Source organism: Arthrobacter sp. B2I5, from assembly GCF_030816735.1.
Lineage (GTDB): Bacteria > Actinomycetota > Actinomycetes > Actinomycetales > Micrococcaceae > Arthrobacter.
In genome coordinates this window covers 123,270-138,848 of sequence record NZ_JAUSYF010000001.1, presented here as the reverse complement: position 1 = coordinate 138,848, position 15,579 = coordinate 123,270, and the positions used below count along the sequence as shown (strand labels likewise).

Annotated in this window: 15 protein-coding genes and 1 riboswitch; of the genes, 7 read left to right on the top strand and 8 right to left on the bottom strand. The window is 66.7% G+C overall.

What is annotated here, in order from left to right; all coding sequences use genetic code 11:
• Positions 1 to 78: 78 nt before the first annotated feature.
• Positions 79 to 1,008, top strand: a complete 930-nt coding sequence (locus tag QFZ60_RS00590) for an aminodeoxychorismate lyase (RefSeq protein WP_307087236.1) — start codon at positions 79 to 81, stop codon at positions 1,006 to 1,008.
• Positions 1,009 to 1,068: 60 nt separating this feature from the next.
• Positions 1,069 to 1,533 carry a pyridoxamine 5'-phosphate oxidase family protein gene (locus QFZ60_RS00585; RefSeq protein ID WP_307087234.1) on the top strand — a complete coding sequence of 155 codons (465 nt, stop codon included), beginning with the start codon at positions 1,069 to 1,071 and terminating at the stop codon, positions 1,531 to 1,533.
• 41 nt (positions 1,534 to 1,574) lie between these two features.
• Here QFZ60_RS00585 and QFZ60_RS00580 read toward each other — a convergent pair whose 3' ends face one another.
• A complete protein-coding gene (locus QFZ60_RS00580; RefSeq protein WP_307087232.1) occupies positions 1,575 to 2,279 on the bottom strand; it encodes a TetR/AcrR family transcriptional regulator C-terminal domain-containing protein in 705 nt (234 codons plus the stop codon).
• Between the two features lie 223 nt (positions 2,280 to 2,502).
• Here QFZ60_RS00580 and QFZ60_RS00575 point away from each other — a divergent pair, with 223 nt between their 5' ends.
• Complete coding sequence (locus QFZ60_RS00575; protein WP_142118164.1) at positions 2,503 to 2,757, top strand: hypothetical protein; 255 nt, start codon at positions 2,503 to 2,505, stop codon at positions 2,755 to 2,757.
• A gap of 132 nt (positions 2,758 to 2,889) precedes the next feature.
• On the opposite strand, the gene opgC is transcribed toward QFZ60_RS00575, so the two are convergent.
• Positions 2,890 to 5,355: an OpgC domain-containing protein gene (gene opgC / locus QFZ60_RS00570; RefSeq protein ID WP_307087230.1), complete on the bottom strand. Its 2,466-nt coding sequence runs from the start codon at positions 5,353 to 5,355 to the stop codon at positions 2,890 to 2,892.
• A 226-nt stretch (positions 5,356 to 5,581) separates the two neighbouring features.
• Positions 5,582 to 5,697, top strand: a riboswitch (SAM riboswitch).
• A gap of 13 nt (positions 5,698 to 5,710) precedes the next feature.
• On the opposite strand from opgC, the gene QFZ60_RS00565 reads away from it, so the two are divergent.
• The 3 genes from QFZ60_RS00565 to QFZ60_RS00555 are packed head-to-tail and all read left to right on the top strand — an operon-like array spanning position 5,711 to position 7,602.
• The gene (locus QFZ60_RS00565; RefSeq protein WP_307087228.1) at positions 5,711 to 5,986 is read left to right on the top strand and encodes a DUF1737 domain-containing protein; all 276 of its coding nucleotides are present in this window, start codon (positions 5,711 to 5,713) and stop codon (positions 5,984 to 5,986) included.
• The gene (locus QFZ60_RS00560; protein ID WP_142118170.1) at positions 5,983 to 6,393 is read left to right on the top strand and encodes a rhodanese-like domain-containing protein; all 411 of its coding nucleotides are present in this window, start codon (positions 5,983 to 5,985) and stop codon (positions 6,391 to 6,393) included. The genes QFZ60_RS00565 and QFZ60_RS00560 overlap by 4 nt, the downstream gene beginning before the upstream one ends.
• Positions 6,394 to 7,602 carry an O-succinylhomoserine sulfhydrylase gene (locus tag QFZ60_RS00555; protein WP_307087227.1) on the top strand — a complete coding sequence of 403 codons (1,209 nt, stop codon included), beginning with the start codon at positions 6,394 to 6,396 and terminating at the stop codon, positions 7,600 to 7,602. It begins immediately after the preceding gene.
• Here the strand turns inward: QFZ60_RS00555 and QFZ60_RS00550 are convergent.
• Positions 7,599 to 7,916 carry a DUF1905 domain-containing protein gene (locus QFZ60_RS00550; protein WP_307087224.1) on the bottom strand — a complete coding sequence of 106 codons (318 nt, stop codon included), beginning with the start codon at positions 7,914 to 7,916 and terminating at the stop codon, positions 7,599 to 7,601. The genes QFZ60_RS00555 and QFZ60_RS00550 overlap by 4 nt on opposite strands.
• A 140-nt stretch (positions 7,917 to 8,056) precedes the next feature.
• On the opposite strand from QFZ60_RS00550, the gene QFZ60_RS00545 reads away from it, so the two are divergent.
• Positions 8,057 to 9,568, top strand: a complete 1,512-nt coding sequence (locus QFZ60_RS00545) for an HNH endonuclease signature motif containing protein (protein ID WP_307087220.1) — start codon at positions 8,057 to 8,059, stop codon at positions 9,566 to 9,568.
• Positions 9,569 to 9,612: 44 nt separating this feature from the next.
• Here QFZ60_RS00545 and QFZ60_RS00540 read toward each other — a convergent pair whose 3' ends face one another.
• The 5 genes from QFZ60_RS00540 to QFZ60_RS00520 all read right to left on the bottom strand — a co-directional run bounded on the left by QFZ60_RS00540 (position 9,613) and on the right by QFZ60_RS00520 (position 15,511).
• On the bottom strand, positions 9,613 to 10,839 hold the full coding sequence (locus QFZ60_RS00540; RefSeq protein WP_307087218.1) for a glutamate--cysteine ligase: 1,227 nt from the start codon (positions 10,837 to 10,839) through the stop codon (positions 9,613 to 9,615).
• A 66-nt stretch (positions 10,840 to 10,905) separates the two neighbouring features.
• Positions 10,906 to 12,429 (bottom strand): UDP-N-acetylglucosamine 1-carboxyvinyltransferase, encoded by a 1,524-nt coding sequence (locus tag QFZ60_RS00535; protein ID WP_307087217.1) that lies wholly within the window; start codon positions 12,427 to 12,429, stop codon positions 10,906 to 10,908.
• Positions 12,430 to 12,546: 117 nt separating this feature from the next.
• Entirely contained in the window at positions 12,547 to 13,347 is an 801-nt protein-coding gene (locus tag QFZ60_RS00530) for an energy-coupling factor transporter transmembrane protein EcfT (protein WP_142118182.1), read from the bottom strand.
• A complete protein-coding gene (locus QFZ60_RS00525) occupies positions 13,344 to 14,888 on the bottom strand; it encodes an ABC transporter ATP-binding protein (RefSeq protein WP_307087215.1) in 1,545 nt (514 codons plus the stop codon). The genes QFZ60_RS00530 and QFZ60_RS00525 overlap by 4 nt, the downstream gene beginning before the upstream one ends.
• Positions 14,888 to 15,511 carry an ECF transporter S component gene (locus QFZ60_RS00520; RefSeq protein ID WP_142029339.1) on the bottom strand — a complete coding sequence of 208 codons (624 nt, stop codon included), beginning with the start codon at positions 15,509 to 15,511 and terminating at the stop codon, positions 14,888 to 14,890. Before QFZ60_RS00520 ends, QFZ60_RS00525 begins: the two co-directional genes overlap by 1 nt.
• Positions 15,512 to 15,579 lie beyond the last annotated feature (68 nt).

Sequence of the window (15,579 nt, the reverse complement as noted above, 5' to 3'; positions counted from 1 at the left end):
AAATTGGGCTCCCGGAGGACGGTTTCCGCCCGGGGCACTCTGCCCAGCTTATCCGCGGCACCGCACTAAGCTGGTGCCATGAGCTCTCCAGCCCCCGTGGTTCTCGTTTTCCTTGACCCTGCCTACCCCGACGGCAGGGAGGCCGATGCCTCCAAGCCCCAGCTGCTGGTCACGGACCTTGGCGTCACGCGCGGCGACGGCGTCTTCGAAACCATGCTGGCAGTCGGCGGGACGGTACGGAAAATGCAGGCGCACCTGGATCGGCTTGCCGGATCTGCAACTGCGCTGGACCTGGACATCCCGGACCAGGACGCATGGCGGCGTGCCATTGCGGCTGCCGTGGCCCGGCATCGGTCGGAGAACGCGCCGGCAGACCCTTCGGCAGATGAACTGGTGGTCAAACTGGTGGTGACCCGCGGCGTGGAGGGCGCGCCCACCCCCACCGCCTGGGTCCAGGCCTCGCCGGCCGGTACTGCCGGCCGCCGGCAGCGGGAAACGGGCATCGACGTCATCCTCCTTGACCGGGGCTACGACAGTGACGTGGCCGAACGGGCGCCCTGGCTGCTCCTGGGGGCCAAGACGCTCTCCTACGCCGTCAACATGGCGGCGCTGCGCCACGCGCACAAGCAGGGCGCCGACGACGTCATTTTCACGTCATCTGATGGTCGCGTCCTGGAAGGGCCCACGTCCACGGTGCTGCTGGCGCATGTGGAAAAGTCCGACGACGGCACAACAGTCAAGCGCCTCATCACGCCGCAGCTGGACAGCGGCATCCTGCCCGGAACCTCCCAGGGTGCGCTCTTCGCTGCAGCCAAGGCGGCAGGCTGGGAACTGGGCTATGGCCCGCTGGAGCCCCGGGACCTCCTGGACGCGGACGCGGTCTGGCTGATCTCCAGCGTCCGGCTGCTGGCACCCGTGAACCGGATCGATGGCAAGGAGATCGGCACCCCGTCTGTCCAAAAGGAACTGACCACTGAATTGAACGGGCTCTTCGCCGGGATCCACTAGGCCCCGACAGGCCGCGGCCGGCCCTTTTCCCCTCCTTGCATCACCCGTAAGGTGTGCACCATGGACTCGCAAAAGCTGCCGATCGAAAATCTGTCCTTTGACGACTGCTGGGATCTCCTTGCCAATGACATCGTGGGCAGGCTGGCCATTGTGGTGGACGGACATCCGGAGATCTTTCCCGTGAATTACGTTGTCCACCTGCGCAGCATCGTGTTCCGCACGGCACCCGGGTCCAAGCTCTGGGGCGCCAGGATGGAGCGGCCCGCCGCACTGGAAATCGACGGCTATGATCCCGCCACCGAACTGGCCTGGAGCGTGGTGGTGCGGGGCGATACCGAGATCGTCGAGGACCAGGCCGTCAAGGATGCCGTGGACGGCCTGGGCCTGGAGCCCTGGCAGCCGGGCGAAAAGGCAAACTACGTCAGGCTGAACGCCAAGGCACTGACCGGACGCAGGTTCCAGGTGAACCGGCCGGACGTCTGGAACACCCGCGCGCAGGACCGGCGCCGGGCGTCATTCGAATAGCGCCGCTGCCATAACCCGCGCCTTTGGCGCGGACGCTGCTGTCACGCGCTGGAACCTGCCACCTGCCGCGAGAGCTGCGTTTCCAGCCCGGACAGCAGGATGGTGAGTCCCTGGTCAAGCTCCCTGGCGCCGTCGTACTCTGCCAATGCCGGCGCCAGGGCACGGAGCCGGGGGAATTCCTTTGCGGGCAGGCGGTGGAGCCCCAGGCGCAGCAGTACTTCGTTCTCTTCCGGGTCCACCACGTACTCCTGCAGTTCGTTCAGGATGTGCCCGTAGAGGAAGCCGTAGTAGGCGCGGTAGACATGGAGCGCATCCGCCGGTTCGAATCCTGCCGCCGCGAGCAGGGTCAGGATCTGTTCCAGCGGCCGCAGCGTGCCCAGCGGGCGCAGCCCCAGCGGCGTGGACAGGGGCCGGGTCACCAGCAGGGGGACAACGTTGGGATGCTCGAGCGCCAGCATCCGCAGGTCATGGGCAATGTTCCGCAGCTGGGCTTTCCAGTCCGGGTCCTCGGGATGCACCGGGAGCTGGTCAAGGACCAGCTCCGAAACCCCGTCCAGGAGCGCGGCCCGGTTCTCGGCGTAGCGGTAGAGGCTCATGGGGTCCCGGCCAAGCTCCTGCCCCAGGCGCCGCATGGTCAACGCGTCCAGCCCTTCTGCATCAACCAGTTCGAGGGCCTTGGCCAGCACGGTTTCCCTGCTCAACCTTGCCTTGACAGGTGTGCGGCCTGAAGCACGCGGGGCATCCATGGCGTTGTCCTAGCTGTGGAGGTGGTGTCCCGAATAAATCGAGACGGTTGCATCACTTGTAGTCTACTAGTACAGTCTACATCGTAGACAGGCGCTGACAACGCTGAGGCCCACTGCATTTCAGGGGGACTCAACCTATAAATCCGATGGCCACGTGCAGGACATTGGGTTTTGCTGCTGTAGCCGAACGGCGGCGCCGAGCACTTAGCGAAGGGGAGCCATCATGGCACATTCGCAGTTCGATCTCTTTCTCAACGAAGCCACCTACCCCGACCACGCCTCAGGTTCCAGCCTGGACCGTGACCGCCTCTACGGGCTGTACACCAGCTGGTGCTTCATCAACCAGCAGTCGCCCGGCACCGAGGACAGCTTCTGGTCAGCCATGAAGCACCGGATTTCGCCCCGCCGCAACGGCCTTCGCATGAAGGGTCCTGCCGCTGCCGACTACATCCTTACCAGCTACCCCGGACTGGTCTGAGCCCTCCCGGTTTTAGCACAAGGCCACCGGACAACCAGTGGTACCTGATTAAATGCTGTGGCACACCGTGCCGCAGCATTTTTCATGCCCGCCCTGGCTGGAAACAGGGCGGCAGCCCGGGCTGGCCCGGCGCTAGGTAGGGATGATCCGGAACAGGAACCTGGTGCGGACCATCACCCAGAGCAGCGCCAGGACCACGGCGTAGGCGGCGGTGTTCAGGAAGATGCTTTGCTGCTGCAGCGCCGGAATATTGGCCACGACGGCGATCAGCACCACGTGCATGATGAACACGTAAAGCGTGGCCCGGCCCAGCGGAACCAGGAACCAGCCCAGGAGCCGCTCCACCGGTTTCCAGTAGGCGCTGAGGAACGCGTAGGACGCCACCACCAGGACCAGGACGTTGAGCAGGCGGCCCGGGGCCAGGTATGTGCGGGAGAAGAAGGCGTCGTACATGGCCCGGTAGGAGGCGTCCGGCAGGAGCGCCAGGCGGACATCGTAGCTGTTGGCCAGGTACGGGTTGCCCCAGGACAGGAAGGCCAGCGCGAATGCGGCCGCGGTGCACGCAACTACCGCCCAAGTGTGCCGGGACAGCCACGCCGTGATGCTGCGCCGGTGGTAACCCGCAACCAGCCCGAGCACGAACAGCACCTGCCACACCAGCAGCGGGAAGGAGTCCTCGAACTGCGAGGGCAGGATCCGGAACCGGGTCACGGCCCCCACCGCATATACGCTGAGCGTCGCAACCAGCACCCAGATGGCCTTGCCGCGGTTCAGCGCCGCGAGGATCAGCGGACTGGCCAGCAAAAGCACCACATAGAGCCCCATGACATTGAACTGCCAGGGCCCGAACTGCAGCAGCACGATGGCCGGGAGCACCTGGGGCGGGACGGGGAACTGGAACAGCGATGACATGCCGGCGTACAGGTCATAGGTCCGGCCGGATCCGGTATGCCCGGCTCCACCGGTTCCCTGGTCAACGAATGTGGTCAGGGCCTCGGTATGGAAGAACGGGAGCAGGGACAGGAGGAAGACGCCGATCAGAACAGCCAGTGCCGTCAGGTAGAGCTTGCCGGCGCGGCGCGTGGTGAGGTCCACTACCCGTCCGAAGTCCTCCTTGGCCTTGGGCCCGTACACCATGCCCACCACCAGGCCGGAGAACAGGACGAACAGTTCCGCGCCGGACACGAAGCCCACGGCCTCCTGGGTGAGCAGCTGGAACAGCGAGGCCATGCCCAGGTGGTTCACCACCACAAAGACGATGGCCACTCCGCGCAGCAGATCCACGCGCGAATCCCGGGTGGAGGGATCCCGGTAGCTCCAGGCCGTGGCAGCGTCGATCCGGCGGGGAATCTGCCACAGGGCCGCCAGGAGGATCACCATGGCGGCAGCGACAGACCAGGCGGCGGCCCCCGGGAGGGTGTTGGCCCTGACGTACGTGCTTCCTGAGGCCACGTCGGAGACGGGACCGGTAACGATTGGTGCTGCCTTCAGTCTCTCCAGGGCCGCTTTGGCGATCTCCGGCTGTCCCGTAAGCAGCCAGCTGATGCTTGCCACGCCGGTATCCCTGGTGCTGGTGCGCTCGTCCCAGACCACGGCGGCAGTCCCGGCAAAACCGGAGGACGTGGCAGTTGTTACCACCTGGTCCCACCAGCCGGTTTTGATCTCCGCCTCGGACGCCCCGCCCGAGGCCGGGCTGTAGAAGGCCGCGGTCTGAAGCAGGAAGGGCTTCCTGTGCCCTTCCGAATAGGTGCCGTAGAAGTTCTCATTGCCGGAATCCGTCAGCATCTCCTGGAGTTCGCCGGCCCGCGGCGCGGTGTTGACGGCGGCACCTCCGGCGGTGTCATCGTGATAAGCAGCCAGCCCCACCCAGTCCACGGCGTCATCGCCCGGGTAGTACGGCGCGTAGGCGCTGTCGCTTCCGTCCCAGGCCCCGTCACCGTTCGTGTCCAGGAGGGTAAAGCCCTCGCTTCCCGGCTGCGGCGCATCCCGGTTGCGGTCGAAGGGGTAGTCCTTGCCCAGGTAAGGCGCCCACACCATGGCGGCCGGGCCGCCGTCGTACTTCCTGAACGCTGCCGCAACCGCCTGGAAGGCCTCACGGTAGGCGGCAGGCTGTTGGCCCCAGGACACCCAGCTTGAGTTCATGTCCGGGGCAAACCGGATCAGCAGCTGCCCCTTGAAGCCGGCGGCGAGGCCGCGCACCTGCTTGGCGAACGCTTCTGCCTCGGGTGCGCCGAGCTGATCCAGCGGCACCGATGGCTTTACCGTGAGCAGGGCGTGGGTGCCTTCGGCTCCGGCCTGCTGAAGGAAGCCATCGATGTCATTCCGTTCGGAATCGCGGTACGGAATGGTGATGTCGTGGCCGAAGACGGCCGGGCGGGCGCCCAGCCTGCCGCTGAAGCCTGCGGCGGTGTCCTCGCCCCATTCGAGCACGGCACCAAGCCAGGGCTTTCCCTTCTCCGGTGCAGCCTCCGCCGCATGCGACGGAGCAGCGGCCAGCAGGACCATGAGCCCAATGAGGGCCGCGGCCAGAAACGCGCAGATCGGGTGCCGATGGTTCCGGCGGGTTGCGGCGTGGTGGTGCGATGTGACTGCACGCATGGTGAGAAGCCCCCCGGTACTCATTGCCCTGATGACGCCGGCGGCGCCCCGGTAAGAACTTTATCGGCCCGGCGGCTGCTGACAGCGCGCGGCAGGCGGCCCACCTGCGGTGATGTCCGCCGTCGGACCGTCCCCGGGCGCTGCAACTTCCCTCGGCGCAGCTCAATTACGGAACATGACGACGGCGGCCGTGCGGCCCGGCGCGGCAGGTGTTACGTTTTTGGGGAGTAATGAGTACCGGTGTGAAGCCCTGACTGGCCGGTCGGCAACCCTCCCTTTCGCGGCGGGGTGCCTCAGGTGAGTACTCGGCATATCGACCGATTCGAGCTGCAAGCGTGAAAGAAGGAGATCCGTCGTGTCCGACGCACCCGCCCCTGACGAAAAATTGTCCTACCGCCTGATCACAGGCCCGGACGACCGCTCCTTCTGCGAACGGATCTCGGCTGCGCTGGCTGACGGTTACGTCCTGCACGGCAGCCCGGCAGCCACCTTCAACGGCAGCAGTGTCATCGTGGCGCAGGCAGTGGTCCTTCCGGCAGCAATCGCCTCCGCCGACGCAGCGGTGGCCACCGCGGTGGATCAGCTGGACGCAGACTTTGAGGGCGAGTTCGACGGCGAGGGCCACGCATGAGCTACGCGGGAGATCTCACGCCCCAGGAAGCATGGGCAAAGCTGGAGCAGGGAGCCATCCTGGTGGACGTCCGCACCGAGGGCGAATGGGCCCACATCGGCATCCCGGACACCAAGGCCACGGACAACGATCCCCTCTTCATCCAGTGGACCTTCCCCGGCGGCATCCCCAACCCAGACTTCGTGAAGGACCTCAAGGAGCAGGCGCCGGAGGACCCGTCCGCTGAACTGGTGTTCCTGTGCCGGTCCGGCGCCCGTTCGGTTGCCGCTGCCACCGCCGCCACACAGGCCGGTTTCACCTCCTACAACGTGCTGGAGGGCTTTGAAGGCGAGCCGGACCGCTACGGTGAGCGCACCGTCAACGGCTGGAAGAACCGCGGCCTGCCCACCAACCTCGGAAAGAACTAAGTGAGCTTCAATCAAGACGCCCCGGGATGGAGCCCTGACACCCAGGCTGTCCGCGGCGGGCTGGACCGCACCAACTTCCAGGAAACGTCCGAGGCCATCTTCCTGAACTCCGGCTTCGTCTACGAATCCGCTGCAGCAGCTGAACGGGCCTTCACCGGCGAGGACGAGCGCTTTGTCTATTCGCGCTACGGCAACCCTTCCGTGGCCACGTTCCAGGAGCGGCTGCGCCTGCTGGAAGGCACCGAAGCGTGCTTTGCGACGGCGTCGGGCATGTCCGCGGTGTTCACCGCCCTGGGTGCCCTGCTGGCTGCCGGGGACCGGGTGGTGGCCGCCCGTTCGCTCTTCGGGTCCTGCTTTGTGATCCTGAACGAGATCCTCCCGCGGTGGGGCGTGGAGACCGTCTTCGTGGATGGTCCGGACCTGGACCAGTGGCGCGAGGCCCTCTCCCAGCCCACTACCGCCGTCTTCTTCGAATCCCCGTCCAACCCCATGCAGGAGATCGTGGACATCGCCGCGGTCAGCGAGCTTGCGCACGCCGCCGGGGCCACCGTGGTGGCGGACAACGTCTTTGCCACTCCCCTGCTGCAGCGCTGCGGCGACCTGGGCGCGGACGTGATCGTCTACTCGGGAACTAAGCACATCGACGGCCAGGGCAGGGTGATGGGCGGCGCCATCCTGGGCACGAAGGAGTTCATCGACGGCCCGGTGAAGCAGCTGATGCGCCACACCGGGCCGGCACTCTCCGCGTTCAACGCCTGGGTTCTCACTAAGGGCCTGGAGACCATGAGCCTGCGGGTAAGCCATTCCGCTGCCACCGCCCTGCGGCTCGCGGAGTGGCTGGAGGAACAGCCCGCCGTGAGCTGGGTGAAGTATCCGCTGCTCAAATCCCACCCTCAGTATGAGCTGGCCGCAAGGCAGATGAGCGCCGGCGGTACCGTCCTCACCCTTGAGCTCGCCTCCACCGGCGGGCGCTCCGGCAAGGAAGCGGCCTTCGCGCTGCTGGACGGGCTGCGGATCATTGACATCTCCAACAACCTCGGCGATTCCAAGTCCCTGATCACGCACCCTGCCACCACCACGCACCGCGCCATGGGGCCGGAGGGACGTGCCGCCATTGGCCTCACTGACGGTGTGGTCCGGCTTTCCGTGGGCCTTGAGGATGTTGACGATTTGATCGGCGACCTGGAACAGGCCCTGAAGCAGGTCTAGCCGGGCCGGGAATGGTCCGTCCCGATTTCCAGCTGGACCTGCACACTGTCACCGTCCTTGAGGTGCGCCTTGTCCCTGATTTCCTTTTTGACGGGGAGCAGGTAGGACGCGCTTTTGCTGTCGCGGAACAGCGACGTCTGCCACGCGTGGCCGTCCACCTTGGCCTGCACTTTAATGGAGCCGAATGCCTTGCTGGCCCCTGCCGTTAGAGCGCGGATGTCATCCGCCACCTCTGGCGGCAGGGTCAGGAAGTGCCAGCCGGCTTCGCCTGGGTACAGCCGGAGTTCGGTTTTGAAGGAATACGACGGCGTCACGCGCCGAGTATGGCACGCCGCCCCCGCACGTGCCACAGATTTCGCCGCTGCAGCTATGAGACGGGCACAAGTTTCAGGGCCTTTCCAGACGGCGGGCTTCGCGCCCTCATATTGTCAGACCCCCGTTGGAAGATGCTCTTATGGGAATCAGCAGCGGTGGCGGGGTGGTTTTGGAGGGCGTTCATGCCTCCGTTGCCGCCCTCGACGCGCTTGCTGCTGAGGATAATTTCCTGGCCGCCGGGGTTGGTGCTGACGTAGACGTTTTGCAGCGGCGGTACGAGCTCCGGCTGGAACGGCTGGAGGTGGTGAAGCGGCTGGAGGCGCAGCTCGCCGCGGTCAAGGCACGCGATGCTGCGGAGTGCGTTGGGTTCCAGCACGCGATGCTTGCCCCGGACGCGCCGGTGCACGAACGCACCTACGTAGAGATGTCAGCGGTGGAGGAGATCGCCGGGGTCCTGACCATCAGTTCCGGAGCGGCCGGGGCGTTCGTGGAGCAGTCCCGGCAGGTGTGTTCCCTGCCGCCGCTGATGGACGCGCTGTCTGCGGGTGCCTTGTCCTGGCAGCACGCGAAAGTTGTAGCGGACGAGACCGAAGGCCTCACCCCGGACAGTGCCGCCGCATTAGTAGCCCACTTCTTCAGCCCCGATGCCCCCAACCCGGCCCGCGGCGCGGCGCCCGGCCAACTGGTGCCGTCCCGGTTCCGGGTGAGGGTCCGCGGCTGGCGGGAACGCCACCACCCCGAAAGCCTGCAGAAGCGCCACGCGAAGGGTGTGGCGGACCGGCGGATGGAATACACTCCGGACCGGGACGGCATGGCCTGGATCTCCCTCCGCCTCCCCGGCGACACCGCGTGCGCCATCTGGAACCGCACCACCGCCACCGCCCGCGGCCTCCAAGGCCCCAACGAACCCCGCACCCTCACCCAGCTCCGCCCCGACATCGCAGCATCCCTGCTCCTCGGCACCGGAACCACTGCGGGCCAGGCCAACGGAAGCACCGCCACCGCTGACACCGCCGCGGGCTCCGGAAGCGCGCCGGGTGCAGGCAGCCCGACCGGCTCGGCGGGCCTCACCCAGATAGGCAAGGTCCCCACCCCGCGGGCCGACGTGCTGGTCATGGTGCCGGTGTTCTCCCTGCTCAGTGTCACGGACGAACCCGCAGAACTGGACGGCCTGGGCCCGATCCCGGCATCGATGGCACGCAAACTCGTCGCGGACGGGGCGGAGTCGTTCTACCGGGTCCTGGTCGACCCCCGGGACGGGGCGCCCTTGGAGATCGGCCGCACCCGCTACCGGCTCACGGAAACCATCAAACAGTGGATCCGGATGCGCGACGGTAAATGCACTTTCCCCGGCTGCAGCAATCGCACCCCGGACAACGACACCGACCACCTCACCGCCTGGGAACACGGTGGCAGAACAGACGTCCGGAACCTGGGACAACTCTGCCCCAAACATCACCGGCTCAAGCACGCCCGGCCCTGGATCCCCGATCCGGCCACCCGAAACGAACCACCGGGCTGGACCTCACCAACAGGCCGCCACTACAACCCCGAACACCCCGACCCCGAACCAACCCACTGGCCACCTGGAACCCTGCCGGGGCAACGAAGCATCCTGGAGGAAGCACTTATTGAGCTCCTGGCTATGTAGGAGCTGGCGAAGGGATACGGCCTGCGGCTTCTGCCGGCTGTCCCTCAGGACTGGCGGACGCGCAGCAATTCGGGCGTGGCCTCCACATCTGCAAGATCCAGGGCATCGCGCATTGTGACGTGGACGGCCTGCCGGACCACCGCGCCGAAGCCCATGTCCTCCGGAGGCGGGCCTGCCAAGGCCTTTTCCCGGGCGCGGCGCTGCTCGGCGGCTCCTGTTCCGCGGGCGATGATGTCCTCCACGCCCTGCCGGGCCAGGGCCAGCTCGCCCTGTTCAGCCAGGACGGGAGCCAGGTAGTCCACCAGGGAGCGCACCACGTCCGCGGCCGGCGCGGGTCGGAAGTTGCCGAAATCCAGGAGTTCACCACTGAGGCCGGCGCTGCTGGCCTGCCAGGAGGCCATCCGTAAAAGGACAGTGGGAACCGGCGCGGGGTCCACGCCGTCCCGCCATTCCCTGCTGGCGGATTCCACGAGCGCCCGGACCAGCACGGCAATGAGCGCGGCGTCCTCGGCACGAAGGCAGACATCCGCCACGCGGACCTCCACCGTGGGATGGTTGCGGGAAAGCCGCGCGTCGAAATACAGCATGCCCTCATCGAGCATGACGCCGCTCTCCAGCAGCCGGGTTACCACGCGCCGGTACGCAGCGTAGGTGCCATAAATACCGGCAGGTCCTGCCGTGGGCCATCGGTTCCAGGCCTGCGTGCGGTAGCTTTCGAAGCCGGTGGGAACGCCGTTCCAGAAGGGCGAATTGGCGCTTAGGGCCGTCAGCACTGCCAGCTTGTCCCGGATCCGGTCCAAAACCGCCACGCCCTCTTCAGGCGATTCGATAAAGGTGTGCACGTGGAAACCGCAGGTCAACTGTTCCTGGGCGGTGAGGCCAAAGCGCTCCAGCATCCTTGCGTAGCGCGGGTCAGGAGTGGTGTGGGTGGTGGACGCCATCGGCGAGGTGGCGAGTGCCGCCACCCGGGCGCCGTGTCTCCTGGCGGACTGATCAGCCAGGGAGCGGCCAGCGCGGATCTGTTCGAGCAGGCTCCGGTATTCCAGGCACGGCCGGGTCTGCGTCTCGATCTGCTCAAGCTTCAGCTCGGCACTCAAACCCATCTCGTCGTCGTAATCCGCCTGCTTTCCCGTGTGGTGGACCTCCGGGTCCACGGGAAGATCGTCGGCTGCAACGTGGTGGTTGGCCAGGAGGGCGTCGGCCAAGGCAAGGGGCTCCCCGGACTCCGGATCAACGATCAGGAGTTCTTCCTCCACGCCAAAAGTACGCATACCAACATTCTGCGATACTTGCCCGGCATTGAAAGGCCACCAGCGGTTCATGACGAACCGTGAATCCTAGTCCTGGAAGTACTCCACCTTGGCGCCGATGGTGTTCAGGCGCTCGGCCAGGTCCTCGTAGCCACGCTCGATCACGTAGATGTTCCGCAGCTCGGACACGCCCCGCGCGGCGAGCATAGCCAGCAGCAGGCAGGCGGCCGGACGCAGCGCAGGCGGGCAGCCCACCTCGGCGGCGCGCCACTTGGTGGGCCCGTTGACGTAGATCCGGTGCGGATCCAGGAGCTGCACCTGCGCCCCAAGCCGGTTCAGCTCCGTCAGGTAGATCGCCCGGTTCTCGTACACCCAGTCATGGATCATCGTCTGGCCCTGCGCGTTCGCGGCGATGACCGCGAAGAACGGCAGGTTGTCGATGTTCAGCCCGGGGAACGGCATGGGGTGGATCTTGTCCTCCGGGGCACGCAGCATGGAGGGCTTGGTGGTGACATCCACCAGCCTGGTGCGGCCGTTGCGTGCCATGTACTCACCGGAGATTTCCAGCTCCTGCCCCATTTGGCCCAAGGTGGCCAACTCAATCTCCATGAATTCGATGGGCACCCGGCGCACCGTGACCTCGGAGTTGGTGACGATGCCGGCAGTGATGAGGCTCATGGCCTCGATAGGGTCCTCGGACGGGAAGTACTCAATCTCGGCGTCGATTTCGGGCCGGCCGGTGATCTTCAGGGTGGTGGTGCCCACGCCCTCGATGGTGACGCCGAGCATCTGCAGGTAGAAGCACAGATCCTGCACCATGTAGTTGGGGCTCGCATTCCGGATCACGGTGGTACCGGGCCGGTGCGCCGCAGCCATGATGGCGTTCTCGGTAACGGTGTCCCCGCGTTCGGTAAGGACGAAGGAGCGGTCGCGGGTATCGGCAGGAGGCGCCTGGACGGTGTAGAAACCTGAAGTGGCCTCCACCGAAAGGCCAAACTGGCGCAATGCCTGCATGTGCGGTTCCACGGTGCGGGTGCCAAGGTCGCAGCCGCCGGCGTACGGCAGCCGGTACTCCCGCGACTCATCCAGGAGTGGACCCAGCAGCATGATGACGCTGCGGGTCCTGCGGGCCGCGTCAACGTCCATCGCATCCAGGTCCAGGACGGCGGGACGGCGCAGGCGCAGGTCGGTGTCGTTGAGCCAGGTGCACTCCACGCCGATGCTGGTCAACACTTCGACGATGCGGTTAACTTCCTCGATCCGGGCCAGCCGGCGGAGCACGGTGGTGCCGCGGTTGATCAGGCTGGCGCAGAGCAGGGCCACGCCGGCATTCTTGCTGCTGTTGACGTCCACGGCGCCGGACAGCGTGTGGCCGCCCTCTACGCGGAGATGCGTCATTTGCGGTTTGCCGACGTTGACAATGCTGCGGTCGAAGATGGTTTCCAGCCTCTGGATCATCTTCAGGCTCAGGTTCTGCTTGCCCTGTTCCATCCGGGCGACGGCGCTTTGGCTGGTGCCGAGTTCGGCGGCCAGCTGGCCCTGGGTCCAGCCCTTCTCGGTGCGGGCGTCCCTCAACATGGCGGCAACGTGCTCAGCGGTTTCCTGCGTCATAACCAAAAATATATCATAAATGAGTTATCACAGCCGCTGTCCCGCCTCGAGCGGTGCCAACGGAAAGCCTTTACCCGTTACATGCGATACACATCACCAGTAGGGTAACCGCCAACCTCAGCTGCCCAGCCACACCATGTTCCATGTTCCGGCAGCCAGCGCCGCAAATAGGGCAAGTCCGGCCACCAGGACACCGCCGGCTACCACCCCAAGATCCAGCGTGCTGAACGTGGATTCCCGGGCCCAGGTCCGTTGGCCACCGCCGAAACCCCGGGCTTCCATGGTCACGGCGAGCCGGGACGCGCGGCGGACGGCCTGTACCAGAAGCCCAAAGCTCTGCCCCAGGGTCGCTTTCACGCGCTGGCCCAGGCTGCCGCGGGAACCCACACCGCGTGCACGGCGCGCCATCCCGATGGTCTGCCACTCCTCGGCCATCAGCCCCACCAGGCGCATCGCGGCGAGCGTTCCCAGGACGAACCGGTGCGGCAGTCGTGCCTTCTGCGCCAGCGCGTCCGCAAGGTCGGTGGGGTCCGTGCAGCTCATCAGCAGCACCGCCGGAAGGGCGATGGCAAAGCCGCGCAGCATGAAGCCGACGCCCAGCTGCAGGGAACCTTCGCTCATGGTCCAGATGCCGGCGTCGAGCAGGATCCTGCCGCTGTCCGGCGCCAGGATGGACGTGCTCCAGCCGCCCACGGCGGCGGCAATGATCAGGGGCCAGCCGCGCTGCCACAGCAGGGACAGGGTGAGCCCGGCCAGGGGGAACAGCAGGAGCTCGAAAACCAGGGCCACGGATGCCGACACCCAGTCGATGGACAGCGCCAGGACCGCGGTGATGAGCAGGACGGCCGCGAACTTGCTTAGTGGATTGGCGCGGGCCAGGAGGGCATGGTTGCCGGCAAGGGTGAGTTGCTGCCTCATGGTGCCACCGCTTCCGCCGCAGCCATCCGCAGTTCGGTCCCGCCCAATGCTTCGGTGAACTCGGCGTCATGCGTCACGGAGACCACCGCGGTGCCGGCATCCAAAAGTTCGGACAGGAATGAGGCCAGCTCGGCCCAGGTGTTGGCGTCCTGCCCGAACGTGGGCTCGTCCAGGACCAGGACCTGTGGGCTGGCGGCAAGGACGGTGGCTACGGACAGCCGCCGTTTCTCGCCGCCGGAGAGCGTATAGGGGTTGGCGTCCACCAGGTGGGTGAGCCGCAGCCGTTCCAGCAGTTCGTCCACCCGGTCCTCGCCGTGGCCCAGGTGCCGGGGGCCGAACAGCAGCTCATCCAGCACCTTGCCGGTCACGAACTGGTGCTCCGGCTCCTGGAACACCGTCCCCACGCGCGAAATCAATTGCTCGGCCTTCCACCGGTACGGGTCAATGCCGGCCCCGCGGCTGAGGTCCAGGGTGGCTGACACTTTTCCGGAGACCGGCTCCAGCAGCCCGGCCAGGGTCAGCGCGAACGTGGACTTGCCGGCACCGTTGGGACCTGTAACGGCGAGCGCCTGCCCGGCCCGGACCTGCGCGGCCAGGCCTTCCTGGACCGGTACCGGCGGGATCTTCCGGAAGCCCTTGCGGCGGGGACGTTCGCGGGAAACACCCAGCTGTTCGGCGGCCAGCAGCAGGTTTCCCGTGCCCGGCGCCGGGACAAGGGCGCGGGCGCGGGTTGCCGGCACGTAGCCGGGGACCCACACACCGGCTGCGGCGAGCATGGCCCGCGCCTCCGTGAGCACCCGGTCCGGCGGCCCATCCAGGAGCACGGCAGGATTGGCGCCGGAGCCCGGCTGCAGGACCACGATCCGGTCCACCAGGTCCTTCCACACGGAAACCCGGTGTTCCACCACCACCAGTGTGGCCCCGGTCTTGTCCAGGCAGCGCGCCACGGCGTCGCGGACTTCCAGCACGCCGTCCGGGTCCAGGTTGGCGGTTGGCTCATCCAGCAGGATCAGGCCCGGGCGCATGGCCAGGATCCCGGCCAGCGCCAGGCGCTGCTTTTGCCCGCCGGACAGGGCCGACGTCGGGTGGTCCAGCGGGAGGTGGGAGAGTCCGACGTCGGCAAGCGCCTCGTGCACCCGCGCCCAGATGTCCTCCCGCGGCACCGCAAGGTTCTCGGCACCGAAGGCGGCGTCGTCCCCCACGCGCGACAGGACCACCTGCGTCTCGGGGTCCTGCTGCATGAGTCCGGCACGCCCGCGCTGGGCGCGGGGCACGGCGCCGTCAACCAGCAGCGAACCCGACTCGTCGGCATCCCCCGCCTCGCCGCCGTCGTCGTTAATGTCCCCCAGCACCCCGGCGAGCGCATGCAGGAGCGTGGACTTGCCGGCGCCCGAGGGGCCGAGCAGGAGCACCCGCTCCCCCGGGCTGATGTCCAGGTCAAGGGCATGGACGGCGGGCTTTGCCCTGCCGGCATGCCGCCAGCCCCAGCCGCGGGCGGTGACAGCGGCAGGGCGGACCGCCGTGCCCTGGGCCATTGCCATCAGGAGAAGACAGGCTCCGTGGCAGCCTTGCGCGAGGCGAAGGAGCTCAGCACTCCTGTACGTGCCAGGCCGCGCGTGGCCACCCAGGACAGGGCACCGGCAATGACTGCTCCGGAAATCATGCAGAAGACGATGTAGGCCAGCTTGTCACCGCCGGAGTAGGCGATGTTCCAGCCCCACGGCGCAAAGGAGTCGTTCAGGCCGCAGAAGAGGCCTGCTGCCGCACCTGCCAGCAGGGATACGGGCAGGTTGAACTTGCGGTAGACGAAGATGGCGAAGATGATTTCCGCACCGAGGCCCTGGACGAAGCCGGAGAAGAGGACCGAGGCGCCGTACTGGGAGCCCATGAGGAGTTCCCCGGTGGCGGCCACGGTCTCGCAGAACAGTGCGGCCCCCGGCTTGCGGATGATCAGCATGCCCAGCACGCCCGGAATCATCCATCCGCCGGCGATGATGCCGGTCAGGGGCGGGTAGGCGGCGTTCATCGGCACGGACACTGCCGCCGCACCTTGGGACCAGGCCCAGAAAATAACGCCGCCGGCGATGGCCACCAGCGCGGCGACGACGATGTCCACGACGCGCCAGGACTTACTGGTGGTCTTCTTGATTGCTGCAGTGCTCATTGGAATCCTCCTGGGAAACAGGAGGGGAAAGTGGACCCGGCTGATGGCCCGATGCCGTGCAGCCGCGA